The sequence below is a fragment of the Streptomyces sp. NPDC093111 genome (assembly GCF_040683955.1).
Classification (GTDB): Bacteria; Actinomycetota; Actinomycetes; order Streptomycetales; family Streptomycetaceae; genus Streptomyces.
In genome coordinates this window covers 68,711-90,488 of the sequence record NZ_JBFBNW010000001.1, presented here as the reverse complement: position 1 = coordinate 90,488, position 21,778 = coordinate 68,711, and the positions used below count along the sequence as shown (strand labels likewise).

Below are 21,778 nucleotides of genomic sequence, written 5' to 3'. Positions count from 1 at the left end.
CTCCTGCCACCCCTGGACGCTCGATCGGCGGTCCCCTGCGCCTCGTGGTCGACGCATCCACGAGTGCCTCCTCGCCGGTGAGGAAACGGCCTTGGTCCGCCCGTACGTACTGACCGCCGAGGAACGTGCGTCATGGCGGGTGCCTGCCGCTTCCACCTGGCGCATGGCCGCGGAGGCGCACTGATGAGTCCCCGCCCGCAGCCCCGCGCGGCACACGCAGCCGCCGCCCCGTACCGATCGAGCGCGTGCGGCATCGGCACGCACGACGAGTGCGCGCACTCCTCCCCCGCGTCGGCCCCGGTCGGCGTGCCCGTCGTCTACGAGGCATGCAGCTGCCCCTGCCACCCACCGATCGGCAAGAGTCCGTCGCGGAAGGTGCCCCGATGAGGATCACCACCCCCGGCAGCTCGGTGACTTCCAACATCGAGATCACCTCGACCAACGTCCAGATCGGCGACGTCATCCTGATCGGCGGCCTGCCTCACCGCGTGGTCGACCTCTCCCAACTCCCCGGCGGGGCGAAGCAGCTCCGCTTCGAGACGGGCGAACTGCTGACCATGCACACCCGCACCAGACTCATCGCTCTGCGCATGCGGAGAGTGGGTGATCGACACCGTGGCTTCTCGGCGTCACGCCATCGCCGATGACCTCCGCAGCCGGATCGCAGACGGCCGCATCAAGCCCGGCGGGCGCCTCCCCTCGGAAGCCCAACTCGCCGCCCACTACGCGGTGAGCACACCACCGCTCCGCAACGCCCTCGCCCTGCTCCAGGCCGAAGGTCTCGTGGAGAAGATCCACGGCAAGGGCAACTTCGCCCGCCAGCCGCTCCGCAGAACCACGTATGTCGGCGGCGGACGTACCCCGGCCCGGACACCTCTGCCCGTCAGCATCCGCACCACCTGGCTCCGGGCCCGCGGCCACCTGAACGCCCTGCTGGGGGTGCCGCCTGGCAGCCCCGTGACCGAGTTCTTCTGCGTCAGCCACGACGGGAAGTCGCCCCACAGCCTGGCCCGCATCTACGTCCCCCGAGACCTGGCGCCGGCCGCCGCACCCGACGCCTCGCCTTGGCCCCAGGAGGTCGCCAGCCTGCTAGCGGGTCCGCTCCCCCAGCTGACCAAGGTCCAGGAGAACGTCCACGTCCGCCTCCCGACTCCTTCAGAAGCGGCAACCCTCCGAATCAGCTCGACCCTCGCAGTTCTCGCGATCACCCGCGTGGCGACGGACATCACCGGCCGCGTCGTCGAGGTGGCCCTCCTTGCCCTCCCCGGCGACCGCGCCGAAGCCGTCTTCACCACCGAGCACACAACCACAGAGAGGAGACAGGAAGGATGACGCCTGAACGAGCTCCGCCTCCTCCCCTGGTCAACCCCCGACGGCAAACCCTGCTTCCTGAGCACCGACGAAAACGGCGGTCCCCTATCCCGCCTCGCCGACCGCGCCGAAGCCGCCCAACTCGACGCCGGCGCCGACCTCCTGGAGCACGCCACGGAGGTTCTCACCGACGACCAAACGGAACCCGACGACCTCCGCCTCCTGGCCGCGGACCTCACGGACACGTTGCGGCACGTGCTCCGCGTCGCGATGAGCCGAGGTCACCGCTTGCCGACGCCCGATCCCTCCGTTCCCAGAGAGGACGAGGGTCCACACCTTCCGGCGGCGGCCTTCGGATAGCAGCCACGCACCAAACGACACGAAGCCCCGGGTCAACGCCCGGGGCTTCTCCTCACACGGCTCCGGAGGCCCTGTGAGCTCCGAGAATCGCTGCAGGTCAGACAGCCCACCACCGGTCTAGCAAGGGCCCAGTCCACGAATAGGCCACGTCCCGAACCTCGACCGTGGGTGCTCGGCCCAGATTGAGGGGACGCTACTGTGCAGCGGCGCCCCTCTCACCCGTACCAGCCACCACTACGGTCATACCGACGACCGGTGGCTGCCACGCAGATGCGCTCCGCGGACATGCTCAGCATTTGGGCAGTATTCCGGCCTTGGTGCGCTCCCGAAATCTAGGCTTGCCCTCGACGAGTCAAACCCAATGCCAGCCGGTACAGGTCTGGGACTCTGTATCGCCTCACATCATCTTGAGTGCCTTCGTAAATCTCCAGGAGACCCACTTCCAGAGCCAAATCAACTCGCTCGGCTGCCTGGGCATCGACATCAGCAATCTCCCCGGGCTCGATAGGAGTCCGCCGGAGGCTCCTCAGCGCCTCAACCACTCCATCCAGTTCGGGAAATTCCTCCTGTAGGGCTTGCAATGCTTCTGCGCTGACTTTATCCAGGCTTGGGACAAGAGCGCGCGGCCTCATAACGCTTCGGTCGTAGCTACTGCGCACTTCCTCACGCTTCTCCCATTGAACGGCTTCATGGAAAAGTTGCGACAAGGAGCGGGGTCCGTGATCTCCCTGACCATCAGCCAGGCGATTCCATACCCAGTTGCGAGTGAAAGTCGTCTTGCCGCCCTTCATCCGCTCGCCCACGAGAAGGTTCCATGCGCGCCGCACCTCATCGTCACGCCAATCGTCAACCGAGTGACCCACCCGAATGTCCGTCAGCATCTCCCGATAGGCCTCGCTGCGAATCGCCTGCTTCAAGACGGTCTTGAAGTAGTCGTTTTGGTCGCGCCACATAAGTTGCACAGAACGCCCGTACAAATGACTCTTATTTTCGAAACGCAATTGCTGCCAAATGTCCACTCGGAGCATTACCTTGAACGGAAGCGACGGAAGTTGCGCCTCGGATTCCGTCAAGAACGTCATAAGGCCCGTGACGGCACGAATTCTACGCTTCCTGCTCTCCGCATCATTTCCAAACCCAGTATCCAGGCCATCGAAGAGTAGAATGTGCGGATTCTTGACGCTGGCATTGATATCTCTCAGCCAGCGCGCGCCAAGGAGGCCGGCCATAGGGCGGCTCACCATTTGCTTAACGACGTCGAGTGTGGACAGCTCATCGTAAACTTCGTCAAGGGCGCCCAGATCGAGCTCGAACCGCTCTGGCGGCTCTACGCGCTCGCTTGGGGAGAGTGTGAAGTATGCGGCGAGAGCCGTATAGCAAGGCCAGAAACTAGACCATGCCGTGTCTCCAGGAGCGTCCGACTCGATCTGCTCCATTGCCTCTGAGCCAAGGCTCCATTTGAACTTATGTCGGAATGCGTGAGGCGAGAAAACGGTCACCGGCGTCTGGTTCTCGGGGTGACTCTCCAGAAGCCACCTAAATACGGCGGTTTTCCCCGTACCCTTTCGTCCGATGACTAGAGGGGCTCGCGTTCCCAATGCCTGCTGGGCTACCCGAGTGTGCACGAAGTCGTCAAGTAGGCTGGCCTGGCTCTCAGCTGTGCCAGTGGAGAAGTCGAGCTGATCGAGGACGTCGCCCTTCCGGCTCCTGCTAAATTCAGTAAGGGATTCCGGCTGAGGCAACAGATGCTCCAACCAATCGGCGACTGCTCCGTATGCCTCGCGCGCGGCTGCTCCCGTAGCCACCTTGTCTCGAAAGGCTGTCTCGGGAGAATAGTGGATAGTGTGCGTGATCTCTTCGGCTCGAAGCGCATCGAACCCCGCCGGTCGGCGCCTCTGTGCTTCGCTGATCCAACCGTCCACCCAGCCGATTGCTCGTTCACGGACAGCATCTGCAGACGGGCCGGGAGGAACTGGAGAAATTACGAAGCGCGGCTCAGGAGTCAACACAGCATCTGGTGTAGCGCGGCGCGATTTCGCGGACATCAGTGCCTTTACCAGAAGCTCAGTACCTCTTTCTGCCTGCGGATGAGGATAGAAGCAAATGACAGCCAGGTCCGATACATCGAACAGCAGTGGAGCGGCAACGGGAGAAATCCCCGTCCGTGAATCTAGAAGAATCAGGTCCGGGTTAAGGGGGGAGTCCTTGGCGAGCTTAAGGAGTTTATGCAGGGGATTGTCTGCCTCCCGATACCAAATTTCTGGATCAAGCAAGCGCAGGCGATCCGCATAGTCGCTGCTCAATCGTCCAGCCGGCAGACAGTAGAGCTCCTCTCCTTCCGAAACGCGTAGAACGTGATCGCGAATGTCCACCTCCTCATTCCCTCGTTCCAATGCGAGGAGGAGTGGAAGCACCCCCTGATCATCCTGCGGCTCAGGACAGCCCAGAACGGTCGCTAGGCCGGGCGCTTCGAGGTCCATGTCGATACATAGAATCCTTCGGCCTCGCTCCGACAGGATTCGCGCCGCTGCAGCCAAAGCTGTTGTCCGACCTACACCTCCTCGAAGGGAATAGAATGTGATGACGGCAGGAAGTTCGATATCTTGATCGAGATCCGTTGCGAAGGTCAGTTCGTCAATTGCATTCGGACGGGCGAGGACTTCATGCCAAAGCGGCATCTGACCAGCTGAGTCCGTGAACGGAGCTCCATACCAGGCTTCCTCGCTGGGGGTGATCAGTTCTGCAGTTGAGATAGCGTCCGCCGTGCCCGTTAGGAGCAAGCTTCGCCGTTCAGACTCACTGAGCTCTTCGAGTGACTCGTGAACGATGCGAACTAGGTATGAACCGAACCCGTCTTCAGCTACGTGGATACGGGCGCCGTCCAAACCTGCGGAGCGAACGTTTTCCTCGAGCTGCATACGGATCGTTTGGCTAGTTGGAGCTTCGCCAGTCATCGCCTTCCTCCCTTGTGCGGGCGAGCATGCCTAATTCGAGTGGTCACGTAAGAAGCGAGCTGCTGTGCTCCCGTTAGGAGCTCCTCTGCCGTGGCCCCTTCAGGCAATTCGGCACTATATCGAAGGCTTGTCGTCCAGGTATCCATAAATGCCTTCTTGTGGCCGCTCAGATCCTGACTTCGTAGCCCTGCGGTATCCCACAAGCCTCGGAGGTCATGCCCGGAAGCCCCTGACCGAGGAAACGGCTTGCCCATTCTATTCAGCAGTGTCTTTAGTTTGCATTCGACCACGTATCCAACCAAGTAGACAGCGCCACACATGTGGTTGTGGTCTTGCAGAAGCTTTGACTCTCGTTGGCGCGCTCGTGCCGCGTCGTCTAGCAAGCTACCGCCCCCCTAGCATGATCCCTCGCAGTCTAGCTTCGGCTTGCCTACTGGCGTGAGCGTTCCAACCCGGTTAGCTCAGAGAAGCGAGAGCGGGGGACGTCCCGACCGAATGCAACGAGGCCGGTGGAGCGGCTTTGGGCTGGAGCTGCTTTGGGGCGAGTGATCATGGCCCCGTAAGCTGATGGCGCGTCGGGCAGTCTGTGGACCTGCCCGGTAAAGCACGACGTTGGGGCCATGATCTTAGAGGCTCGCCCCAAAGTGGCTGCCTAAAGCCGCGGAGCCGACCGCCCCAGCCACAGAGGGGTTCACCATCCATCAACCCGGACTGTCAGGCGGGCGGACGGCGGCCGGGCTGGAACGGGGCGTAGACAGGAGCGCAGGCCCGGGCGACGGGCCGCGCGCGCCGCGCTGTGCGCGGCGGGTGCCTTGATGAAGTAGAGAAAGTCTTACCGCGCCGCGCCCAGAGAGCGATCCGTCCTAGAGCAGACCTCTTCGGGGATTGGCCGAGAGCTCGGAGGTCTCTGCATCGGAAGCCCCTACGTGCTTCGGGCGCTGGACGAGTGGCACGCCGATGACTCGCCCCTGATCATGCGCAAGGGCCGGCACCGGGGAGACACTCTCCCGGGCCGGCCCTCCGCCGACGAGCCCCCTGTCGGGTTCGAACCGACGACCCCCGCTTTACAAGAGCGGTGCTCTGGCCAGCTGAGCTAAGGAGGCAGTCTGAGCAGTGTAACGAACGGTCGCCGGGGTGGGGGCGGGAATCTCACGGGCTTGGAGGGCTGACAGATCCGGTGGGGGCGGGTAGCGTCACTTGCGGTTCACCCAGGTGGACTAGACCTCAATCCTTCCTTTACACGGATCGTCCGGCACGTTCCTGCCGGTGAAGGGACACATCACCATGGCTTCCGTCACCTACGACAAGGCGACCCTGGTCTACCCCGGCGCCGAAAAGCCCTCCGTCAACGAGCTGGAGATCGAGATCGCCGACGGCGAGTTCCTCGTTCTCGTCGGCCCCTCCGGCTGTGGCAAGTCGACCTCGCTGCGCATGCTGGCCGGCCTGGAGGACGTCACCACCGGTGCCATCCGCATCGGTGACCGCGACGTCACGCACCTGCCGCCGAAGGACCGGGACATCGCCATGGTGTTCCAGAACTACGCGCTCTACCCGCACATGACCGTCGCCGACAACATGGGCTTCGCCCTGAAGATCGCCGGCGTCAACAAGAGCGAGATCCGCACCAAGGTCGAAGAGGCCGCGAAGATCCTCGACCTCACCGAGTACCTCGACCGCAAGCCGAAGGCGCTCTCCGGCGGTCAGCGCCAGCGTGTGGCCATGGGGCGCGCCATCGTGCGTGAGCCGCAGGTCTTCCTCATGGACGAGCCGCTGTCGAACCTCGACGCCAAGCTGCGCGTCTCGACCCGTACGCAGATCGCCAGCCTGCAGCGCCGCCTCGGCATCACCACCGTGTACGTGACGCACGACCAGACCGAGGCGCTCACCATGGGCGACCGCGTCGCGGTCCTCAAGGACGGGCTGCTCCAGCAGGTCGACACCCCGCGCAACATGTACGACAAGCCCTCCAACCTCTTCGTCGCCGGCTTCATCGGCTCCCCCGCCATGAACCTGATCGAGGTCCCGATCGCCGACGGCGGTGTGAAGTTCGGCAACAGCGTCGTCCCGGTCTCCCGTGACGCCATCGCCGCCGCCTCCGCCAAGGGCGACACCACGGTCACCGTCGGCGTCCGCCCCGAGCACTTCGACGTGCAGAGCGCGACCAGCAAGGACGGCCTGGCCGTGACCGTGAACGTGGTCGAGGAGCTCGGCTCCGACGGCTTCGTCTACGGCTCCACCCGCGTCGGCGGCGAGGACAAGGACGTGGTGGTCCGCGTCGGCGGCCGTGACGTCCCGTCGAAGGGCTCCACCCTCCAGGTCGTGCCCCGCTCCGCCGAGCTGCACGTCTTCTCGACGTCGACCGGCGAGCGCCTCTCCGACTGACGCGACGCCCCCAAGCGCGCCTGACGCGTCGCCCGGCTCGCCCGGTGCTTCGCCCAGCGCGCCCGGTGCGCGCCCCGCGCGACGCCCAGCGCGCCTGACCCGGCGCCCGGCTCGCCCAGCGCGACGCCTCACGCGGCCCTCACGGCCTCGTCCCCGCTTGCGGGGGCGGGGCCGTTCGCGTACGGGAGGCATGAATTCCCGACTCGGCGAAAACCCCGGCAGAACTGGGCAACCAGGTCCCCGCCGACCCCCCGACGTCAACACCGGATTCGAAAAGTCGCCTCGAACCATCCCCCGCAAGGGTGACTAAATGTCGCCATATCACTACCGGCCGCTACGCTCGCCTGCGTGACGCACACTGCCCGCCGAATCGGCCGCTCTCTCGCCCTCGTCCTGCCCGTCGTCCTGGTGCTCTCCGGAACGCTCGCGGTGTCCGCCGTTCCGTGGGCCGGCCACGGCTCCGGGACCCAGCTGCTGGCGTCGTCCACGGACGTCTCGACCCGGGCCAAGGCCCGTGCCCCGCAGGATATTCTGCGCGACCAGCTGCTCGCAGAGCTTCAGGAGAAGGACCCCGGAACGGCCCTCACCCACCTCCAGCGCGAGGTGGAGGACCGCCCGTCGCTCGCCAAGCACTGCATGTCCATCGCCCGCTCCCTCGGCGCCGCCGCCGTCCGCCACTACGGCCCGACCCGCGCCCAGTCGTTCTCCCGCCCGGTCTGCGACACCTCCTTCGCGACCGGCGTCATGCACGCGAGCTGAAGGCGGCCCGGGATCGCCGGTACGCCTATCGTTCCCGGTATGCATACCTCCCCGACGCAGGCGGTGGTCCTGGCGGGCGGCCAGGGCTCGCGGCTGCGCCCGTACACCGACGACCGCCCCAAGCCGATGGTCGAGATCCCGGGCACCGGGACCCCGATCATCGGCCATCAGCTTTCCTGGCTCGCCGCCGAGGGAGTGACGGACGTCGTCGTCTCCTGCGGACACCTCGCCGAGGTGCTCCAGGAGTGGCTGAGCAGCGCCGTCCTGCCGCTGAAGGTGACGACGGTCGTCGAGTCGGAGCCGCTGGGCCGCGGCGGCGGCCTGAAGTACGCCGCCGCCCACCTGCCCGACCCCGACAAGCCCTGGTACGCCACCAACGGCGACATCTGGACCCGCTTCTCGCTGCGCGAGATGGCCGACTTCCACCAGGAGCGCGACGCCACCGCGACCCTCGCCCTGGCCCGCCCCCGCATCCCCTGGGGCGCCGTCGAGACCGACGCGTTCGGCCACATCACCGACTTCATCGAGTCGCCGCCGTCCCCGTACCTCATCAACGCCGGCGTGTACGTCTTCTCCGCCGCCTTCACCGACCTGCTGCCGGACCTCGGCGACCACGAGCGCACCACCTTCCCCCGCCTGGCCCGCGAGCGGCGCCTGGCGGGCTTCCCGCTGCCCCAGGGGGCCTACTGGCGCGCCATCGACACCGCCAAGGACCTCACCGAGGCCGCGAAGGAGCTGGCCGCACAGCCCTAGCCGCGAGGACGCAGGCGGACGCACGGACGCACGGACCCGCGAGCGGGTACGCGAAGGCCGCGCCACCAGACAGTGGCGCGGCCCTTCGCGTACCTGCTCGCGGGTCCCGTACGGGGCCCCCTACCTCACCCCAGCAGTCCGCCGATCGGGTTCTGCGGGCCCGACGTCGACGCGCCGCCGTCCGAGGAGCCGCCGCCGCTTCCGCCGCTGCTGCCGCTGCTCGGCGTGCCGCTGGTGCCGCCCGAGCCGCCGGAGCCCGAGCCGGAGCCCGTGGAGGTCGGCGGGGCGGCCGTGCGGGACTGGCTCGGGGTGCGGGTGCCGCCGCCCTGCGAGGCCGCCGGGCTGGTGCGCTCGCCGCGGCGGGGCTCCTTGGTCCGGGACGGCTCGGCCGTCTTCTCGTCCTTCTCCCGCTCGCCGCTCGCCCCGGTCGTCGCCGAGGGCTCGGGGCTCTTCGGCTGCTTGCGGGACGGGCCGGTGGCGCCGGGCTCCTTCGGGAGCGGCTCGCCGGGCAGGTGGTTGATCGGGTCGTCGTTCGGACCCGGCACCGTGACCATCTGGGTGGACCGCACGGCCCCGCCCAGCATCGAGCCGACCAGCAGCGTGAGTCCGACGACGACGGCCGCGACGACCGTGCCGCGGCGCAGCACCCGGTGGCGCAGGTCCCACAGCTCGGAGCGCGGCCCGAGGGTGCGCCAGGCCTCGCCGGCGAGGCGTCCGTCGATCGAGTAGACCGGGGCGCCCGCGATGATCAGCGGCGACCAGGCGGCCAGGAAGATGATGTCGGGCGCGTCGTAGACGGGGACCGTCTTCCAGCTGACCGTCAGGATCAGCGCCGCCGACAGCAGCGCGCCGACCACGGCGGCGACCCGCTGCCAGAGGCCGAGGACGGTCAGGACGCCGACGACGACCTGGAGGAACGCGACGGTGAGCCCGGCGCCCACCGGGTGCTCCAGGGCGAAGGCGCGCAGCGGCTCGGCGAGGGCCCACGGGTGCAGCGAGTTGAGCCACTTGACCATGGAGCCGCGCTCGCCGCCGTCGAAGTAGACGGGGTCGCACAGCTTGCCCATGCCGGCGTAGATGGAGATGAAGCCGAGGAAGACCCGCAGCGGCAGCAGCACCACGCCGAGGTTCATCCGGCGGCCCGGGTAGTAGGCGTGCCGCACCGCGTCCGCGCCGTGCCGGTGCGCGGCCCGGGTGTCGGGTCCCGCGTCCTGGTCGTAGGCGTCGGGTTCGATCGCGTAGACGTCGTCGTACGCGCCCCCGTCGTACGCGCCCCCGTCGTACGCGCCCCCGTCGTACGCCCCCTCGGCGCGCCGCATCGGAGGCAGCAGCGGGGCGGCGGGTCCGGCGGGGACCACGGGGGTGGGCATCGTGTCGTCGATGCGCGGGATGCTCTGCGTCGACGGCTCCAGGGTGGAGACCGAGGCCGCGGACGACTCGCGCACGGCCTGCAGGAGGCCGGTCGCGCCGGGCGCGGACTTCCCGGTCCACACGACGGGCCGGCGGCGCGCGGCGCCCGCCCCGGCTCCGACAGCGGCTCCGGCGACTGCCGCTCCCGCGAGGGCGGCGATGCGCGGGTTCGCGGCGAACCTCGGCGGGTGGGCCGGCGCGAGCCGCACACGGAAGCTGGCGTGGTTCACGATCACCTGGGCGGGATCGGAGGCCACTTTGACCATGCTCAGTGCGGGCTGATCGTCGAACCCCGGCCGGGGCGTTCTGGTGTCCACACTCATCTAACCGAGTGATGTGCGGTTAGGACACTGCCTTGACGGCTCGCAAATGTCCGAGGCCCGTCAAGATCACGGCCGGGGTGCGTCCCCCGTTCGGGTCAGCCCGTACGGGGGACGCGGGTCAGGCCGGAGCCGACCCGGTGGAGACGGTTCAGCGCGTGCGGCGGCGGGCCGCCTCGTACAGCACGACGCCCGCGGCGACACCGGCGTTCAGCGACTCGGCGCCGCCCGGCATCGGGATGCGGACGAGGTAGTCGCAGTTCTCGCCGACGAGGCGGCCGAGGCCCTTGCCCTCGGAGCCGACGACGATGACGACCGGGCCGGCCAGCGCCTCCAGGTCCTGCACCTCGTGCGTGCCCTCGGCGGCGAGGCCGACGATCGCGATGCCGGCCTTCTTGTACTCCTGGAGGGCGCGGGTCAGGTTGGTGACCCGGGCGACCGGGGTGCGCGCGGCGGTACCGGCGGAGGTCTTCCAGGCACCGGCGGTCATGCCGGCGGCGCGGCGCTCGGGGATGACCACGCCGTGGCCGCCGAAGGCGGAGACGGAGCGGACGATCGCACCGAGGTTGCGCGGGTCGGTGACGCCGTCGAGGGCGACGATCAGCGGGTCCTCGCCGTCGTCGTAGGCGGCGGCGGTGAGGTCCTCGGGGTGCGCGTACTCGTACGGCGGGACCTGGAGGACGAGACCCTGGTGGTTCAGCCCGTTGGTCATGCGGTCGAGCTCGGGGCGCGGGGCTTCCATCAGGTTGATGTTGCCGCGCGCGCCGGCGAGCTGGAGCGCCTCGCGCACCCGCTCGTCGTTGTCGATGAACTGCTGCACGTACAGGGTGGTGGCGGGCACGCCGTCGCGCAGCGCCTCGAAGACCGGGTTGCGGCCGACGACCATCTCGCTGGCGCCCTTGGGGCCGCCGCGGCGGGGGGCGGGGCGGCGCTTGGCGGCCTGGCGGGCCATCGCGTTGGAGACGCGGAAGGCCTTGTGGCCCTTGCGGTCCTCGGCCTTGGGCGTCGGGCCCTTGCCCTCCAGGCCCTTGCGCCGCTGGCCACCGCTGCCGACCGTCGCGCCCTTCTTGTTGGACGTGCGACGGTTCCTGCGCTGGCTGTTCCCGGCCATGACTACCTGTTTCCTCTGCCTGCTGCGTACGTGCGTGAAGTCTGCGCGTAACTCTGTGCGTAAGTCTCTGTGGGTAAGACGTGGGTCTCTGTGCAAGACGTGGGTCTCGGTGTGAGACGTGGGTCTCTGGGTGAGACGTGAGTCTCGGTGTGCGGCGCGCGTCTTCGTGATCCGTATGAAGACGTGTCCGCTAACTGAAGTGTGCCGCCCGGGGGCCCGGACGGCACATCATCGGCGTACTAGCGGTTCCCGAGCGTCCAGCGGGGGCCGTCGGCCCCGTCCTCGATGGCGAGGCCGGACTGGCCCAGCTGGTCGCGGATGGCGTCCGCGGTCGCCCAGTCCTTGCGCTCCCGCGCCGACTCGCGCTGCTGGAGCACGAGGCGTACGAGGGTGTCGACGACGCCGTGGAGTTCCTCGCCGCCACCGGACTCCTCGGCCCAGTGCGGGTCGAGCGGGTCGAGGCCCAGGACGCCCAGCATGGCGCGCACCTCGGCGAGGCGGGCGACCGCCTCTTCCTTGTCGTCGGCGGCCAGCGCGCTGTTGCCCTGGCGGACGGTGGTGTGGATGATCGCCAGCGCGTGCGGCACGCCCAGGTCGTCGTCCATCGCCTCGGCGAAGGCGGGCGGCACCTCGGCGGCGGGGGCGACGGGCGCCCCGGCCTTCTCGGTGGCGCGCTGGACGAAGCCCTCGATGCGGGCGAACGCCGCCTCGGCCTCGCGCAGGGACTCCTCGCTGTACTCGATCATCGAGCGGTAGTGCGGGGTGCCCAGGTAGTAGCGCAGGACGATCGGGCGCCAGTTCTTCACCATCTCGGAGACGAGCACCGAGTTGCCGAGCGACTTCGACATCTTCTCGCCGCTCATGGTGACCCAGGCGTTGTGCACCCAGTACCGCGCGAACTCGTCGCCGAAGGCCTTGGCCTGGGCGATCTCGTTCTCGTGGTGCGGGAAGATCAGGTCGAGGCCGCCGCCGTGGATGTCGAAGGCGGCGCCCAGGTACTTGTGGGCCATGGCCGAGCACTCCAGGTGCCAGCCGGGACGCCCGCGGCCCCACGGGGTCTCCCAGTCGGGCTCGCCCGGCTTGGTCGCCTTCCACATGGCGAAGTCGCGCGGGTCGCGCTTGCCCGTGATGCCGTCCTCGGAGGGCTGGCGCAGGTCGTCGATGTCCTGGTTGGACAGCGACAGGTAGCCGGGGAAGGAGCGCACGTCGAAGTAGACGCTGCCGTCGGCCTCGTAGGCGTGACCGCGCTCGATCAGGCCGCGCATCATCTCGATCATCTCGGGCACGTGGCCGGTGGCGCGGGGCTCGTAGCTCGGCGGGAGGCAGCCGAGCGCCTCGTAGCCGGAGTTGAACGCGCGCTCGTTCTCGTAGCCGATGGACCACCAGGGGCGGCCCTGTTCGGCACCCTTGTTGATGATCTTGTCGTCGATGTCGGTGACGTTGCGGATGAACGTGACGTCGTAGCCGCGGTACGCGAACCAGCGGCGCATGATGTCGAAGTTCAGCCCCGAGCGGATGTGCCCGATGTGCGGAGCGGCCTGCACCGTCGCGCCACAGAGGTAGATCGAGACGCAGCCCGGCGTGAGCGGGGTGAAGTCACGGATCTGCCGGGCGCTGGTGTCGTACAGGCGAATGGTCACCACCCCAGGGTAGTGGGCAGGCGGTAGTGCCCCGCGCCCGTTTCCCGGTCGCGGGGCGCCTTTTTTCCGCCTGTGGGGCCGTTTACGGGGCCGGTGCGGGCGATACGGGATAGACGAGGGCGGTCGCGAGGGCGGCCAGGCCCTCGGCCCGCCCGGTGAGGCCGAGACCGTCGGTGGTGGTGCCCGAGACGGAGACGGGCGCGCCCGCCGCCGCGCTCAGCGCCTTCTGTGCCTCGTCGCGGCGCTTGCCGACCTTGGGGCGGACGCCGACGACCTGCACGGCGATGTTGCCGATCTCGAATCCGGCGGCGCGGACGATCCGGGCGGCCTCGGCGAGCAGGGTGACCCCGGAGGCGCCGGACCACTCGGGGCGGGAGGTGCCGAAGTGGGCGCCGAGGTCGCCGACGCCGGCGGCGGAGAACAGCGCGTCGCAGGCGGCGTGGGCGGCGACGTCACCGTCGGAGTGCCCGGCGAGCCCGTAGCCGTCGCTCGCGGCCTCGTCCCAGAGCAGACCGGCGCACCACAGCTCGCGGCCCTTCTCGAAGGCGTGCACGTCGGTGCCGATGCCCGTGCGGGGCAGCGGGCGGGACGGGAGGGAGGCGTGAGAAGGGTGGGAGGTGCTGGGGTCAGAAGCCATCGTTGGCCCTCCTGCGGGCGAGTACGGCCTCGGCGAGGACGAGGTCGAGCGGACGGGTCACCTTGAAGGCCTCTTCGTGGCCGGGCACGACGACGACGGGCGCGCCCAGCTTCTCGACCATGCCGGCGTCGTCGGTGGCGCCCTCGCCGCTGAGGGCGACGGTGGCGTGGGCGTCGACGAGCGTGGCCCGGTCGAAGCCCTGCGGGGTCTGTACGGCGCGCAGGCGGGCGCGGACCGGGGTGGCGACGACCTGCTCGGGGCCGCCGGGGCGCTCGGCCGGCTCGACCTCCTTGACGGTGTCGGCGACGGGCAGCGCGGGGACGACGGCCACGGCCCCGTCCCGTACCGCCTCGATCACGGTGTCGACGGTGTCGACGGGGACCAGCGGGCGGGCGGCGTCGTGCACGAGGACGGTGGTGACCTCTTCGGGGACGGCGTCCAGGCCGAGGCGCACCGACTCCTGGCGGGTGTCGCCGCCGGGGACGACGACGTAGTCGGTCCGCTCGGGCAGGGCGTGGGTGTCGAGGAGGTTCTTCACTTCGGCGGCCCCGTCGGAGGGGGCCACGACCACGACGAGGGAGACGGCGCGGGAGGCGGCCATGGCCCGGACGGCGTGGATGAGCATGGGGGTGCCGTTCAGCGCGCGGAGCGCTTTGGGGGCGCCCGGGCCGAGGCGTACGCCCCGGCCGGCCGCCGGAATCACCACGGCGGTACGTGTGGGACGCGCTTCGTCTGACATCGGTTGCACTCCGGCAGGTTTGTTTCCGCGGGCGACGTGGGTATGGCGTCAACGAGCTTGTTGCGACGCCTCGACCGGGCCCTTTCCGTGACGACGGTCGGGGCGTCGCCTTGCGAAAGCGGCACGGACAGGTGCAGGTGCACGGCTAGGTGCGGTAGGCGCGGGGGGTCGGGAGAAGAGAGACGAACATGCCGCGGTGCCCGGCGACGGCACTGTGGCACCGATGGGTTCATCGATGGGATTCACAGCGCGCCGACAGGCACCGCGGCATGGGTGATGAGCATGGCTGGACGCCAAGCGTCAGTGCTCAGGCGTCAGGACGCGAGCACCTCGTCGAGGAGTGCCTCAGCCTTGTCCTCGTTGGTGTTCTCGGCGAGAGCGAGCTCGCTCACCAGGATCTGGCGAGCCTTGGCGAGCATCCGCTTCTCACCTGCGGAGAGGCCCCGCTCCCGCTCGCGGCGCCACAGGTCGCGCACCACTTCGGCGACCTTGATGACGTCGCCGGAGGCGAGCTTCTCCAGATTTGCCTTGTAACGACGAGACCAGTTCGTCGGCTCCTCGGCGTACGGCGCGCGCAGCACCTCGAAGACCCGGTCCAGCCCATCCTGACCGACCACGTCGCGAACTCCGACGAACTCCGCATTGTCAGCCGGGACACGAACCGTCAGGTCGCCCTGCGCGACCTTGAGCACCAAGTAGGTCTTGTCCACGCCTTTGATCTGGCGAGTTTCGATGGCCTCGATCAGCGCGGCCCCGTGATGGGGATAGACCACGGTGTCGCCAACCTTGAACGTCATGTGACAGGTACCCCTTCCGTGGCTATCCAGGGTAACACGGATACGGCTTCTTCTGAATGGCGTTTTCGCAGGTCAGGGCATATCTCGGGGCTTGACAACAGCGCGGCGATCGTGCTGCGACGGGCTTCCGGAAGGCGGTATTCGCAGGTCGGAGCGGCTGCGCGGACGGAGAGAAAGGGGCACGCTACACCCGTCCGGGGGGCCTCGACAGAGGGCCGTTGCCCCGGTTTGCCCGGTTCGGCGTGGCCCTCTTCACATACTCCGTTCGAGGATCGACCACCCGTACGGATGCATCCAGCGTACCCAACCGACCGAATCCCGAATTGATCACCGGGACGCGGTCGGGTTTTACGGGGAGCGGGTTTCCGAGAGCGGGCGGACGGAATGCGGGGGCGGCGGCCGAATTGATCACCATGGTTATGTGAACGCCAGGTCAATGGGGCGTGATCCAGCCATGTCGGCGTGTTCATGACCATGCGGAACGGGGCGTGTCCGCGCGGTGACGCGCCCGGCTCGGACAGCCCGCCGACGCATAGGGGGCGGGTCGGGTGCGGGACGGAGAGTGCGGCTCGGTAACCTAAGCCCGCTGACACACCTTTAGCTCGTCCTTAGCCTGTCCGTTCGCCTTAGGAGATGCCGCCGCCGTGAGCCGCAGCCTTCGACGCGGCGCCCTCGCCGCCACCGCCATCGTGATCTCGATCGCCGCGCTGTCCGCCTGTGGCGCGGGCAACGACGCCCAGACGCTCGGCGTCCGGCCGGACAACGCCGCCGTCACGGTGGACGACGTCAAGGTCCAGAACGCGCTCGTGATCACCCAGCCCGACCCGGGTGCGATCGGTCCCGCCGTCGTCTCCGCGACGGTCTTCAACAACGGCCTCACCCGCCAGACCCTCGACTCCATCACCCTGCCGGGCGCCCTCGGCACCGTGAAGCTCAAGGCGGCCGAGGGCGACGGCCCGATCGTCGTCCCCGCCGGCGGCTCCGTCGTCATCGGCGGCAAGGGCAACGCCTCCGCCGTCATCGAGGGCGGTCTGCGCGAAGCCAAGAACGGCGACGCCCAGAAGGTCGTCTTCAAGCTGAGCAAGACCGGTGACGTCGGCCTGAGCGCCTTCGTCGTCCCGGCCCACAGCTACTTCAAGGACTTCGGCCCGTCCGAGGTCCCGGCCCCGCCTGCCACCGCGCCGACGGGCACCGCCACCACGAGCCCGACGGGCACCGCCACGCCGACGGGCGAGGCGAGCCACGCGGCCGGTCACTGACCGTCCGGCTGTACGAAAAGGGGCGCCCCCTCCTCACCGGAGGGGGCGCCCCTTTCGTGTGCGGTGCGGGACCGCCGGTCCCTCTACGGCTCGAACTTGTAGCCCAGGCCGCGCACCGTCACCAGATACCGCGGCGCGCCCGGGTCGGGCTCGATCTTGGCGCGGAGGCGCTTCACGTGGACGTCGAGGGTCTTGGTGTCGCCCACGTAGTCGGCGCCCCAGACCCGGTCGATGAGCTGCATGCGGGTCAGCACGCGGCCCGCGTTGCGCAGCAGCATCTCCAGGAGGTCGAACTCCTTCAGCGGCAGGTCGACCTTGCCGCCGCCGACGGTGACCACGTGGCGGTCGACGTCCATGCGGACCGGGCCGGCCTCCAGGGCCGCCGGGGTGACCTCCTCCGGCTCGCCGCGGCGGCGCAGGACCGCGCGGATGCGGGCGACCAGCTCCCGCGAGGAGAAGGGCTTGGTGACGTAGTCGTCGGCTCCTATTTCCAGGCCGACGACCTTGTCGATCTCGCTGTCCTTGGCGGTCACCATGATGACCGGGACGTTCGAGCGGCCGCGCAGCTGGCGGCAGACCTCGGTGCCGGGCAGCCCCGGCAGCATCAGGTCGAGCAGGACGAGGTCCGCCCCGTTGCGCTCGAACTCGTCGAGGCCGTCGGGCCCGGTCGCCGCCACGGCGACCTCGAAACCCTCCTTGCGGAGCATGTAGGACAGGGCGTCGCTGAAGGATTCCTCATCCTCGACGACAAGCACTCGGGTCACGGAAGGACCTCCGGGGCGGGGAGCGGTTCGGTCATGAGATCGGGGGTGTGGGAGAGGCGGAGGCGGCGGTGCCGGGCGCGGCGTCGAACTCCCCGCCGAACTCCGAGTCGAAGTCCGGGTCGAAATCGGAGTCCATGCCGGGGTCGAGGTCGAAGTCGGGGTCGAGCCCGGTCTCGGCGCCCGACCCCCGGTTCCGCCGCGCGGCGCCCGCCTCGGGCAGCCGCAGGGTGAAGGTGGAACCCTGGCCCTCGGTGCTCCAGACGGTGACCTCCCCGCCGTGCGAGGCGGCCACGTGCTTGACGATGGCCAGCCCCAGCCCCGTACCTCCCGTGGCACGGGAGCGGGCCGGGTCGACGCGGTAGAAGCGCTCGAAGACGCGCTCGCGGTCCTTCTCCGAGATGCCGATGCCCTGGTCGGTCACGGCTATCTCGATCAGGTCGCCGCCGGGTGCCGCGACGCGGCGGGCGGCGATCCCGACCCGCGTACGGGCCGGCGAGTAGTTGACGGCGTTCTCGACGAGGTTGCCCAGGGCGGCGGCGAGCTGGCCGCGGCTGCCCCAGACGTGCAGGTCGGCGGTGCCGCCGGAGGCCATGGTGATCTGCTTGGTGGACGCGGTGTGGCGGGAACGGTCGATCGCCTCCGCGACCAGCTCGTCCACCCGCACCGGCTCGGAGTCCTCCAGCGGGTCGTCGTTCTGCACCCTGGACAGGTCGATGAGCTCCTGTACGAGGTTGGTGAGGCGGGTGGCCTCGATCTGCATCCGGCCGGCGAAGCGGGTGACCGCCTCGGGGTCGTCCGAGGCGTCCATGACGGCCTCGGAGAGCAGGGAGAGCGCACCCACGGGAGTCTTGAGCTCATGGCTCACGTTGGCGACGAAGTCGCGCCGCACCGCTTCGATGCGGCGTGCCTCGGTCAGGTCCTCGACCAGCAGCAGGACCAGGCGGGACCCCAGCGGAGCGACCCGGGCGGAGACCGCGAGGGCCTCGCCGCGTCCCGTACCGCGCCGCGGCAGATCGAGCTCGACCTGGCGTATCTCGCCGTCCCTGCGGGTGTCGCGGGCCATGTTGAGCATGGGCTCGACGGCCAGCTTCCCGCCCCGGACCAGGCCGAGGGCGTACGCCGCCGAGCTGGCCTTGACCACCGAGTCGCTCTCGTCGAGGACGACCGCGGAGGAGCGCAGCACGGACAGCACGGTGTCGACGCCGGGCGGGAGCACGGCGTCGGTGTGCAGAGAGGTACGGGTGGGTCTCGCCTGGTCGCGCTCGCTCCAGCGGAACGCCAGCATGGCGATCACGCCGGTGCACACTCCGGCGATCGCGGCCAATGCGGCAACCGCCGCGTTCACGTCCATGGCAACAAGGTTATGCGGGTCCGCCGACACTCTCCCAGCCGTCCGAGTGGCTGCTCGAACAGTCGTCGCCCAGAGTTCACCACGGGGACGGTGCTGGTTCATTTGATCCGGGGGACACTGCGCCGTACGTCGCCCAGAGTTCACCTGAGAGCAAGGGCTGATTCATGTGAGGGGGTGGATCCGGACGCGTACAGGGCCGAACGTGGAAACGTGGGAGTCCGAGCCCACCCGATTCCGGTCGTAGAGGTAGAGAGGGACATCCCATGCGTGACGCGTACCACGAGGAACTTGACTCGATCGGCGAGGGCCTGGTCGAGATGGCCCGACTCGTCGGGTCGGCGATCGGGCGCGCCACGACGGCGATGCTGGACGCGGATCTGAAGCTGGCGGAGAACGTGATCGCCGCGGACCAGCGGGTCGACGACCTCCAGCACGACCTGGAGGCGCGCGCGATAGCGCTGCTCGCCCGGCAGCAGCCGGTGGCGACCGATCTGCGGATCGTGGTCACCTCGCTGCGCATGAGCGCGGACCTGGAGCGCTCCGGCGACCTGGCCCAGCACGTGGCGAAGCTGGCCCGGCTGCGCTTCCCCGACCGCGCGGTGCCGAACGACCTGCACGCGACGATCCTGCAGATGGGGCAGCTGGCGCAGCGCCTGATGGCGAAGGCGGCGGAGGTCATCATCACCAAGGACGTCGACCTGGCGCTCCAGCTGGAGCAGGACGACGACGAGATGGACCTGCTGCACCGGACGCTGTTCCAGCACCTGATGGACGACCGCTGGAGCCACGGCATCGAGACGGCCGTCGACGTGACGCTGCTGGGCCGCTACTACGAGCGGTTCGCGGACCACGCGGTGTCGGTGGCGAAGCGCGTGGTGTACCTGGTGACGGGTGAGCACGCGGACGAGCTCCAGCAGTCGGAGGCGCCGGTCGAGGGCGCGTAAGCCCTGCGGAGCGGGAGCTCGCACAACAGTGCGCCGTTGATGCGCCCTGGTGGGTGGGCATCCAATGGGAGGAGGCGAGGTACGCCTTCCAGGGAGGGACCCCATGGCCGAATCCGCTCCGACCACCGACCCCCAGCAGGAGACCCCGCGCGCCGCGGAGTTCCTGCCCGTCCTCGGCGCCTGCGGCTGCGGCTCGGGCTGCGGCTGCGGCTGCCAGTCCGGCGGACCGTGCCAGTGCGGGGGCTGTTCCGGCTGACCGTGTGAGGGGGCCCCGCCCCGGCGGGGCTCCCTCACACGGCTCACCGCTCCTCGGCGCCGATCTCCAGCACGCCGACGGTCTGCCCCCCGGAGCGCTCCCCGGTCTCCCGGAACCCGAGCCGCCGGTAGAACTCCGCCGGCCCGTGCTCGCCCGGCTCCCAGCACACGTACAGCTCCCGCGCCCCGCGCCGCACGAGCTCCTCGCGCACCGCGTCGACGGCGAACCGCCCGTACCCCTTGCCCTGGTGCCCGGCCCCGATGTTCAGCCGCCACAGGCCGCTGCGCCGGTCGGCCGGGTCCTTCTCCGGGTTCCACTGGATGTCGACGAAGGCCATCAGGAACCCGACGAGCTCCTCCCCGTCGAACACCAGCCGCGGCCAGGCCGTCTCCCCGTGCGCGTACGCCTCGGCGAGCGAGCGCTCGACGGGGGCGACGTTCTTGACCTGATGGGGGTGGACCCGCAGCTCAAGGGCGGCGTCGACGTTGGCGGGGGTGATCGGCTCAAGGCGGAGTGACGTGCTCATGGCCCGGACGCTAACCGAACCGCCCGCCCCCGAGGCAAACGAATAAGGGCCCCCGCGGGCGGGGGCCCTGGCGCACGGTCAGTCGCCGGGTAGGAAGACCACCGAGCGCAGCTTCAGTCGGTCCGAGGCGGGACGGCCGTGCGGGCGGAGCCGCCACTCGTCGCCGGTGCACTCGGGTCCGGTGAAGACGAGCGCCCAGGCGTCGGTGTCGTTGTGCGGGGCGAAGGCCGGCTCGGAGGAGTTCGGGTCCGCGACCTCGGGCAGGGTGATGCACTCCCCGCTCTCCGGGTCGTGCAGCGTGACGAGGATCGGCGCCCCGTTCTGGCCGACGACCTTGTAGCCGAAGTCGCCCGTGGCGGCGTGGGCGGGCGTGGCGAGGACAGCGGTCAGGGCGAGGGCACCGCAAGCGGCGGCGAGGGAGTGCCGGAGACGCACAGGGGTTCTCTTTCGTGAGGGGGAGAGGGCCTCGGGCGGTCGACCGAGGCCCTCTGCACCCTTGCGCGCCTCGTCCGCCCCGCATACGCGCCCCCACAGCCGAAAGGTTTCCCCCTCACCCGTACGGCCCGCAGCCGGCCCCCGGGCACGAAGAAGCCCCCCGCTCGCGGAGAAACCGCAGGCAGGGGGCTCTTTCGTCGGTCAGGGTTACTTCTTGCCCTGGTTCTTCACGGCCTCGATCGCCGCGGCGGCGGCCTCGGGGTCGAGGTAGGTGCCGCCCGGCTTCACCGGCTTGAAGTTCTCGTCCAGCTCGTAGGCCAGCGGGATGCCGGTCGGGATGTTCAGGCCCGCGATGTCGGCGTCCGAGATGCCGTCGAGGTGCTTGACCAGGGCGCGCAGGCTGTTGCCGTGCGCGGCGATCAGGACCGTGCGGCCGGCCAGCAGGTCCGGGACGATGTTGTCGTACCAGTACGGGAGCATGCGCTCCACGACGTCCTTCAGGCACTCGGTCTGCGGGCGCAGCTCCGGCGGGATCGACGCGTAACGGGCGTCGTGGGCCTGCGAGTAGTCGTCGTCGATCGCGAGCGGCGGCGGCGGGGTGTCGTACGAGCGGCGCCACAGCATGAACTGCTCCTCGCCGTACTCGGCGAGCGTCTGCGCCTTGTCCTTGCCCTGAAGGGCGCCGTAGTGGCGCTCGTTCAGGCGCCACGAGCGGTGGACCGGGATCCAGTGGCGGTCCGCGGACTCCAGGGCGAGCTGGGCGGTGCGGATGGCGCGCTTCTGGAGGGAGGTGTGGAGCACGTCGGGCAGCAGGCCGGCGAACTGCAGCAGCTCTCCGCCGCGCGCCGCCTCCTTCTCGCCCTTCGCGGTGAGGTTCACGTCCACCCAGCCGGTGAACAGGTTCTTCTCGTTCCACTCGCTCTCGCCGTGGCGGAGGAGGATCAACTTGTACGGTGCGTCGGCCATGTCTCCGAGCCTAAACGACGCCCGACGATTGACGCGCACCGTCAATTCAGTGGCGTCCGGCGTATGAGATGCGTAAGTTTCGCTACCGGAAAGCGGGACTTACA

Annotated in this window: 21 protein-coding genes and 1 tRNA gene; 9 read left to right on the top strand and 13 right to left on the bottom strand. The window is 69.1% G+C overall.

The window, feature by feature from the left end:
* The first annotated feature begins 383 nt into the window (after window positions 1-383).
* The 3 genes from AB0Q96_RS00455 to AB0Q96_RS00445 are packed head-to-tail and all read left to right on the top strand — an operon-like array spanning window position 384 to window position 1,671.
* Window positions 384-647: a hypothetical protein gene (locus tag AB0Q96_RS00455; RefSeq protein ID WP_365320802.1), complete on the top strand. Its 264-nt coding sequence runs from the start codon at window positions 384-386 to the stop codon at window positions 645-647.
* Window positions 616-1,332 carry a GntR family transcriptional regulator gene (locus AB0Q96_RS00450; RefSeq protein WP_365320801.1) on the top strand — a complete coding sequence of 239 codons (717 nt, stop codon included), beginning with the start codon at window positions 616-618 and terminating at the stop codon, window positions 1,330-1,332. Before AB0Q96_RS00455 ends, AB0Q96_RS00450 begins: the two co-directional genes overlap by 32 nt.
* A gap of 3 nt (window positions 1,333-1,335) precedes the next feature.
* On the top strand, window positions 1,336-1,671 hold the full coding sequence (locus AB0Q96_RS00445) for a hypothetical protein (protein WP_365321170.1): 336 nt from the start codon (window positions 1,336-1,338) through the stop codon (window positions 1,669-1,671).
* Window positions 1,672-2,003: 332 nt separating this feature from the next.
* On the opposite strand, the gene AB0Q96_RS00440 is transcribed toward AB0Q96_RS00445, so the two are convergent.
* Window positions 2,004-4,625, bottom strand: coding sequence for a ParA family protein (locus AB0Q96_RS00440; RefSeq protein ID WP_365320800.1), 2,622 nt, complete (start codon window positions 4,623-4,625; stop codon window positions 2,004-2,006).
* A gap of 1,029 nt (window positions 4,626-5,654) precedes the next feature.
* A tRNA-Thr gene (locus AB0Q96_RS00435) sits at window positions 5,655-5,728 on the bottom strand.
* A 181-nt stretch (window positions 5,729-5,909) separates the two neighbouring features.
* Here AB0Q96_RS00435 and ugpC point away from each other — a divergent pair.
* The 3 genes from ugpC to AB0Q96_RS00420 all read left to right on the top strand — a co-directional run bounded on the left by ugpC (window position 5,910) and on the right by AB0Q96_RS00420 (window position 8,519).
* Complete coding sequence (gene ugpC / locus AB0Q96_RS00430; RefSeq protein WP_365320799.1) at window positions 5,910-7,007, top strand: sn-glycerol-3-phosphate ABC transporter ATP-binding protein UgpC; 1,098 nt, start codon at window positions 5,910-5,912, stop codon at window positions 7,005-7,007.
* A gap of 348 nt (window positions 7,008-7,355) precedes the next feature.
* Window positions 7,356-7,766, top strand: a complete 411-nt coding sequence (locus AB0Q96_RS00425) for a hypothetical protein (protein ID WP_365320798.1) — start codon at window positions 7,356-7,358, stop codon at window positions 7,764-7,766.
* A 39-nt stretch (window positions 7,767-7,805) separates the two neighbouring features.
* Window positions 7,806-8,519: a nucleotidyltransferase family protein gene (locus AB0Q96_RS00420; protein ID WP_365320797.1), complete on the top strand. Its 714-nt coding sequence runs from the start codon at window positions 7,806-7,808 to the stop codon at window positions 8,517-8,519.
* 125 nt (window positions 8,520-8,644) lie between these two features.
* Here AB0Q96_RS00420 and AB0Q96_RS00415 read toward each other — a convergent pair whose 3' ends face one another.
* The 6 genes from AB0Q96_RS00415 to AB0Q96_RS00390 form a co-directional block, all read right to left on the bottom strand.
* A complete protein-coding gene (locus AB0Q96_RS00415) occupies window positions 8,645-10,252 on the bottom strand; it encodes a DoxX family membrane protein (RefSeq protein ID WP_365320796.1) in 1,608 nt (535 codons plus the stop codon).
* Window positions 10,253-10,400: 148 nt separating this feature from the next.
* A complete protein-coding gene (gene rlmB / locus AB0Q96_RS00410; protein WP_361164955.1) occupies window positions 10,401-11,360 on the bottom strand; it encodes a 23S rRNA (guanosine(2251)-2'-O)-methyltransferase RlmB in 960 nt (319 codons plus the stop codon).
* Window positions 11,361-11,599: 239 nt separating this feature from the next.
* Window positions 11,600-13,000, bottom strand: a complete 1,401-nt coding sequence (gene cysS / locus AB0Q96_RS00405) for a cysteine--tRNA ligase (protein ID WP_365320795.1) — start codon at window positions 12,998-13,000, stop codon at window positions 11,600-11,602.
* An 82-nt stretch (window positions 13,001-13,082) separates the two neighbouring features.
* Window positions 13,083-13,637, bottom strand: coding sequence for a 2-C-methyl-D-erythritol 2,4-cyclodiphosphate synthase (gene ispF, locus AB0Q96_RS00400; protein ID WP_365320794.1), 555 nt, complete (start codon window positions 13,635-13,637; stop codon window positions 13,083-13,085).
* Window positions 13,627-14,376, bottom strand: a complete 750-nt coding sequence (gene ispD, locus AB0Q96_RS00395) for a 2-C-methyl-D-erythritol 4-phosphate cytidylyltransferase (RefSeq protein ID WP_365320793.1) — start codon at window positions 14,374-14,376, stop codon at window positions 13,627-13,629. The genes ispF and ispD overlap by 11 nt, the downstream gene beginning before the upstream one ends.
* Before the next feature lie 314 nt (window positions 14,377-14,690).
* Window positions 14,691-15,173: a CarD family transcriptional regulator gene (locus tag AB0Q96_RS00390; protein WP_003953493.1), complete on the bottom strand. Its 483-nt coding sequence runs from the start codon at window positions 15,171-15,173 to the stop codon at window positions 14,691-14,693.
* 644 nt (window positions 15,174-15,817) lie between these two features.
* Here AB0Q96_RS00390 and AB0Q96_RS00385 point away from each other — a divergent pair.
* On the top strand, window positions 15,818-16,432 hold the full coding sequence (locus AB0Q96_RS00385; RefSeq protein WP_365320792.1) for a DUF461 domain-containing protein: 615 nt from the start codon (window positions 15,818-15,820) through the stop codon (window positions 16,430-16,432).
* 83 nt (window positions 16,433-16,515) lie between these two features.
* Here AB0Q96_RS00385 and AB0Q96_RS00380 read toward each other — a convergent pair whose 3' ends face one another.
* The gene (locus tag AB0Q96_RS00380) at window positions 16,516-17,196 is read right to left on the bottom strand and encodes a response regulator transcription factor (RefSeq protein WP_188271409.1); all 681 of its coding nucleotides are present in this window, start codon (window positions 17,194-17,196) and stop codon (window positions 16,516-16,518) included.
* A 31-nt stretch (window positions 17,197-17,227) separates the two neighbouring features.
* The gene (locus tag AB0Q96_RS00375) at window positions 17,228-18,547 is read right to left on the bottom strand and encodes an ATP-binding protein (protein ID WP_365320791.1); all 1,320 of its coding nucleotides are present in this window, start codon (window positions 18,545-18,547) and stop codon (window positions 17,228-17,230) included.
* Window positions 18,548-18,810: 263 nt separating this feature from the next.
* Between AB0Q96_RS00375 and phoU the strand changes: the two genes are divergently transcribed.
* Window positions 18,811-19,491: a phosphate signaling complex protein PhoU gene (phoU, locus tag AB0Q96_RS00370; protein WP_361164942.1), complete on the top strand. Its 681-nt coding sequence runs from the start codon at window positions 18,811-18,813 to the stop codon at window positions 19,489-19,491.
* A gap of 103 nt (window positions 19,492-19,594) precedes the next feature.
* A complete protein-coding gene (locus AB0Q96_RS00365) occupies window positions 19,595-19,747 on the top strand; it encodes a hypothetical protein (protein WP_365320790.1) in 153 nt (50 codons plus the stop codon).
* Between the two features lie 43 nt (window positions 19,748-19,790).
* Here the strand turns inward: AB0Q96_RS00365 and AB0Q96_RS00360 are convergent, their stop codons facing one another.
* The 3 genes from AB0Q96_RS00360 to AB0Q96_RS00350 form a co-directional block, all read right to left on the bottom strand.
* Window positions 19,791-20,273: a GNAT family N-acetyltransferase gene (locus AB0Q96_RS00360; RefSeq protein WP_365320789.1), complete on the bottom strand. Its 483-nt coding sequence runs from the start codon at window positions 20,271-20,273 to the stop codon at window positions 19,791-19,793.
* A gap of 78 nt (window positions 20,274-20,351) precedes the next feature.
* A complete protein-coding gene (locus tag AB0Q96_RS00355; RefSeq protein ID WP_365320788.1) occupies window positions 20,352-20,708 on the bottom strand; it encodes a hypothetical protein in 357 nt (118 codons plus the stop codon).
* 207 nt (window positions 20,709-20,915) lie between these two features.
* Window positions 20,916-21,674, bottom strand: coding sequence for a phosphoglyceromutase (locus AB0Q96_RS00350; RefSeq protein ID WP_365320787.1), 759 nt, complete (start codon window positions 21,672-21,674; stop codon window positions 20,916-20,918).
* Window positions 21,675-21,778: the final 104 nt, after the last annotated feature.

Bases quoted from the DNA above. Each gene is read 5' to 3' on its own strand.
- AB0Q96_RS00415 (WP_365320796.1), bottom strand. From the start codon at position 10,252: ATGAGTGTGGACACCAGAACGCCCCGGCCGGGGTTCGACGATCAGCCC.
- AB0Q96_RS00360 (WP_365320789.1), bottom strand. From the start codon at position 20,273: ATGAGCACGTCACTCCGCCTTGAGCCGATCACCCCCGCCAACGTCGAC.
- phoU (WP_361164942.1), top strand. From the start codon at position 18,811: ATGCGTGACGCGTACCACGAGGAACTTGACTCGATCGGCGAGGGCCTG.
- ispF (WP_365320794.1), bottom strand. From the start codon at position 13,637: ATGGCTTCTGACCCCAGCACCTCCCACCCTTCTCACGCCTCCCTCCCG.
- AB0Q96_RS00420 (WP_365320797.1), top strand. From the start codon at position 7,806: ATGCATACCTCCCCGACGCAGGCGGTGGTCCTGGCGGGCGGCCAGGGC.
- AB0Q96_RS00375 (WP_365320791.1), bottom strand. From the start codon at position 18,547: ATGGACGTGAACGCGGCGGTTGCCGCATTGGCCGCGATCGCCGGAGTG.
- AB0Q96_RS00440 (WP_365320800.1), bottom strand. From the start codon at position 4,625: ATGACTGGCGAAGCTCCAACTAGCCAAACGATCCGTATGCAGCTCGAG.
- ugpC (WP_365320799.1), top strand. From the start codon at position 5,910: ATGGCTTCCGTCACCTACGACAAGGCGACCCTGGTCTACCCCGGCGCC.
- AB0Q96_RS00350 (WP_365320787.1), bottom strand. From the start codon at position 21,674: ATGGCCGACGCACCGTACAAGTTGATCCTCCTCCGCCACGGCGAGAGC.
- AB0Q96_RS00455 (WP_365320802.1), top strand. From the start codon at position 384: ATGAGGATCACCACCCCCGGCAGCTCGGTGACTTCCAACATCGAGATC.
- rlmB (WP_361164955.1), bottom strand. From the start codon at position 11,360: ATGGCCGGGAACAGCCAGCGCAGGAACCGTCGCACGTCCAACAAGAAG.
- ispD (WP_365320793.1), bottom strand. From the start codon at position 14,376: ATGTCAGACGAAGCGCGTCCCACACGTACCGCCGTGGTGATTCCGGCG.
- AB0Q96_RS00390 (WP_003953493.1), bottom strand. From the start codon at position 15,173: ATGACGTTCAAGGTTGGCGACACCGTGGTCTATCCCCATCACGGGGCC.
- AB0Q96_RS00365 (WP_365320790.1), top strand. From the start codon at position 19,595: ATGGCCGAATCCGCTCCGACCACCGACCCCCAGCAGGAGACCCCGCGC.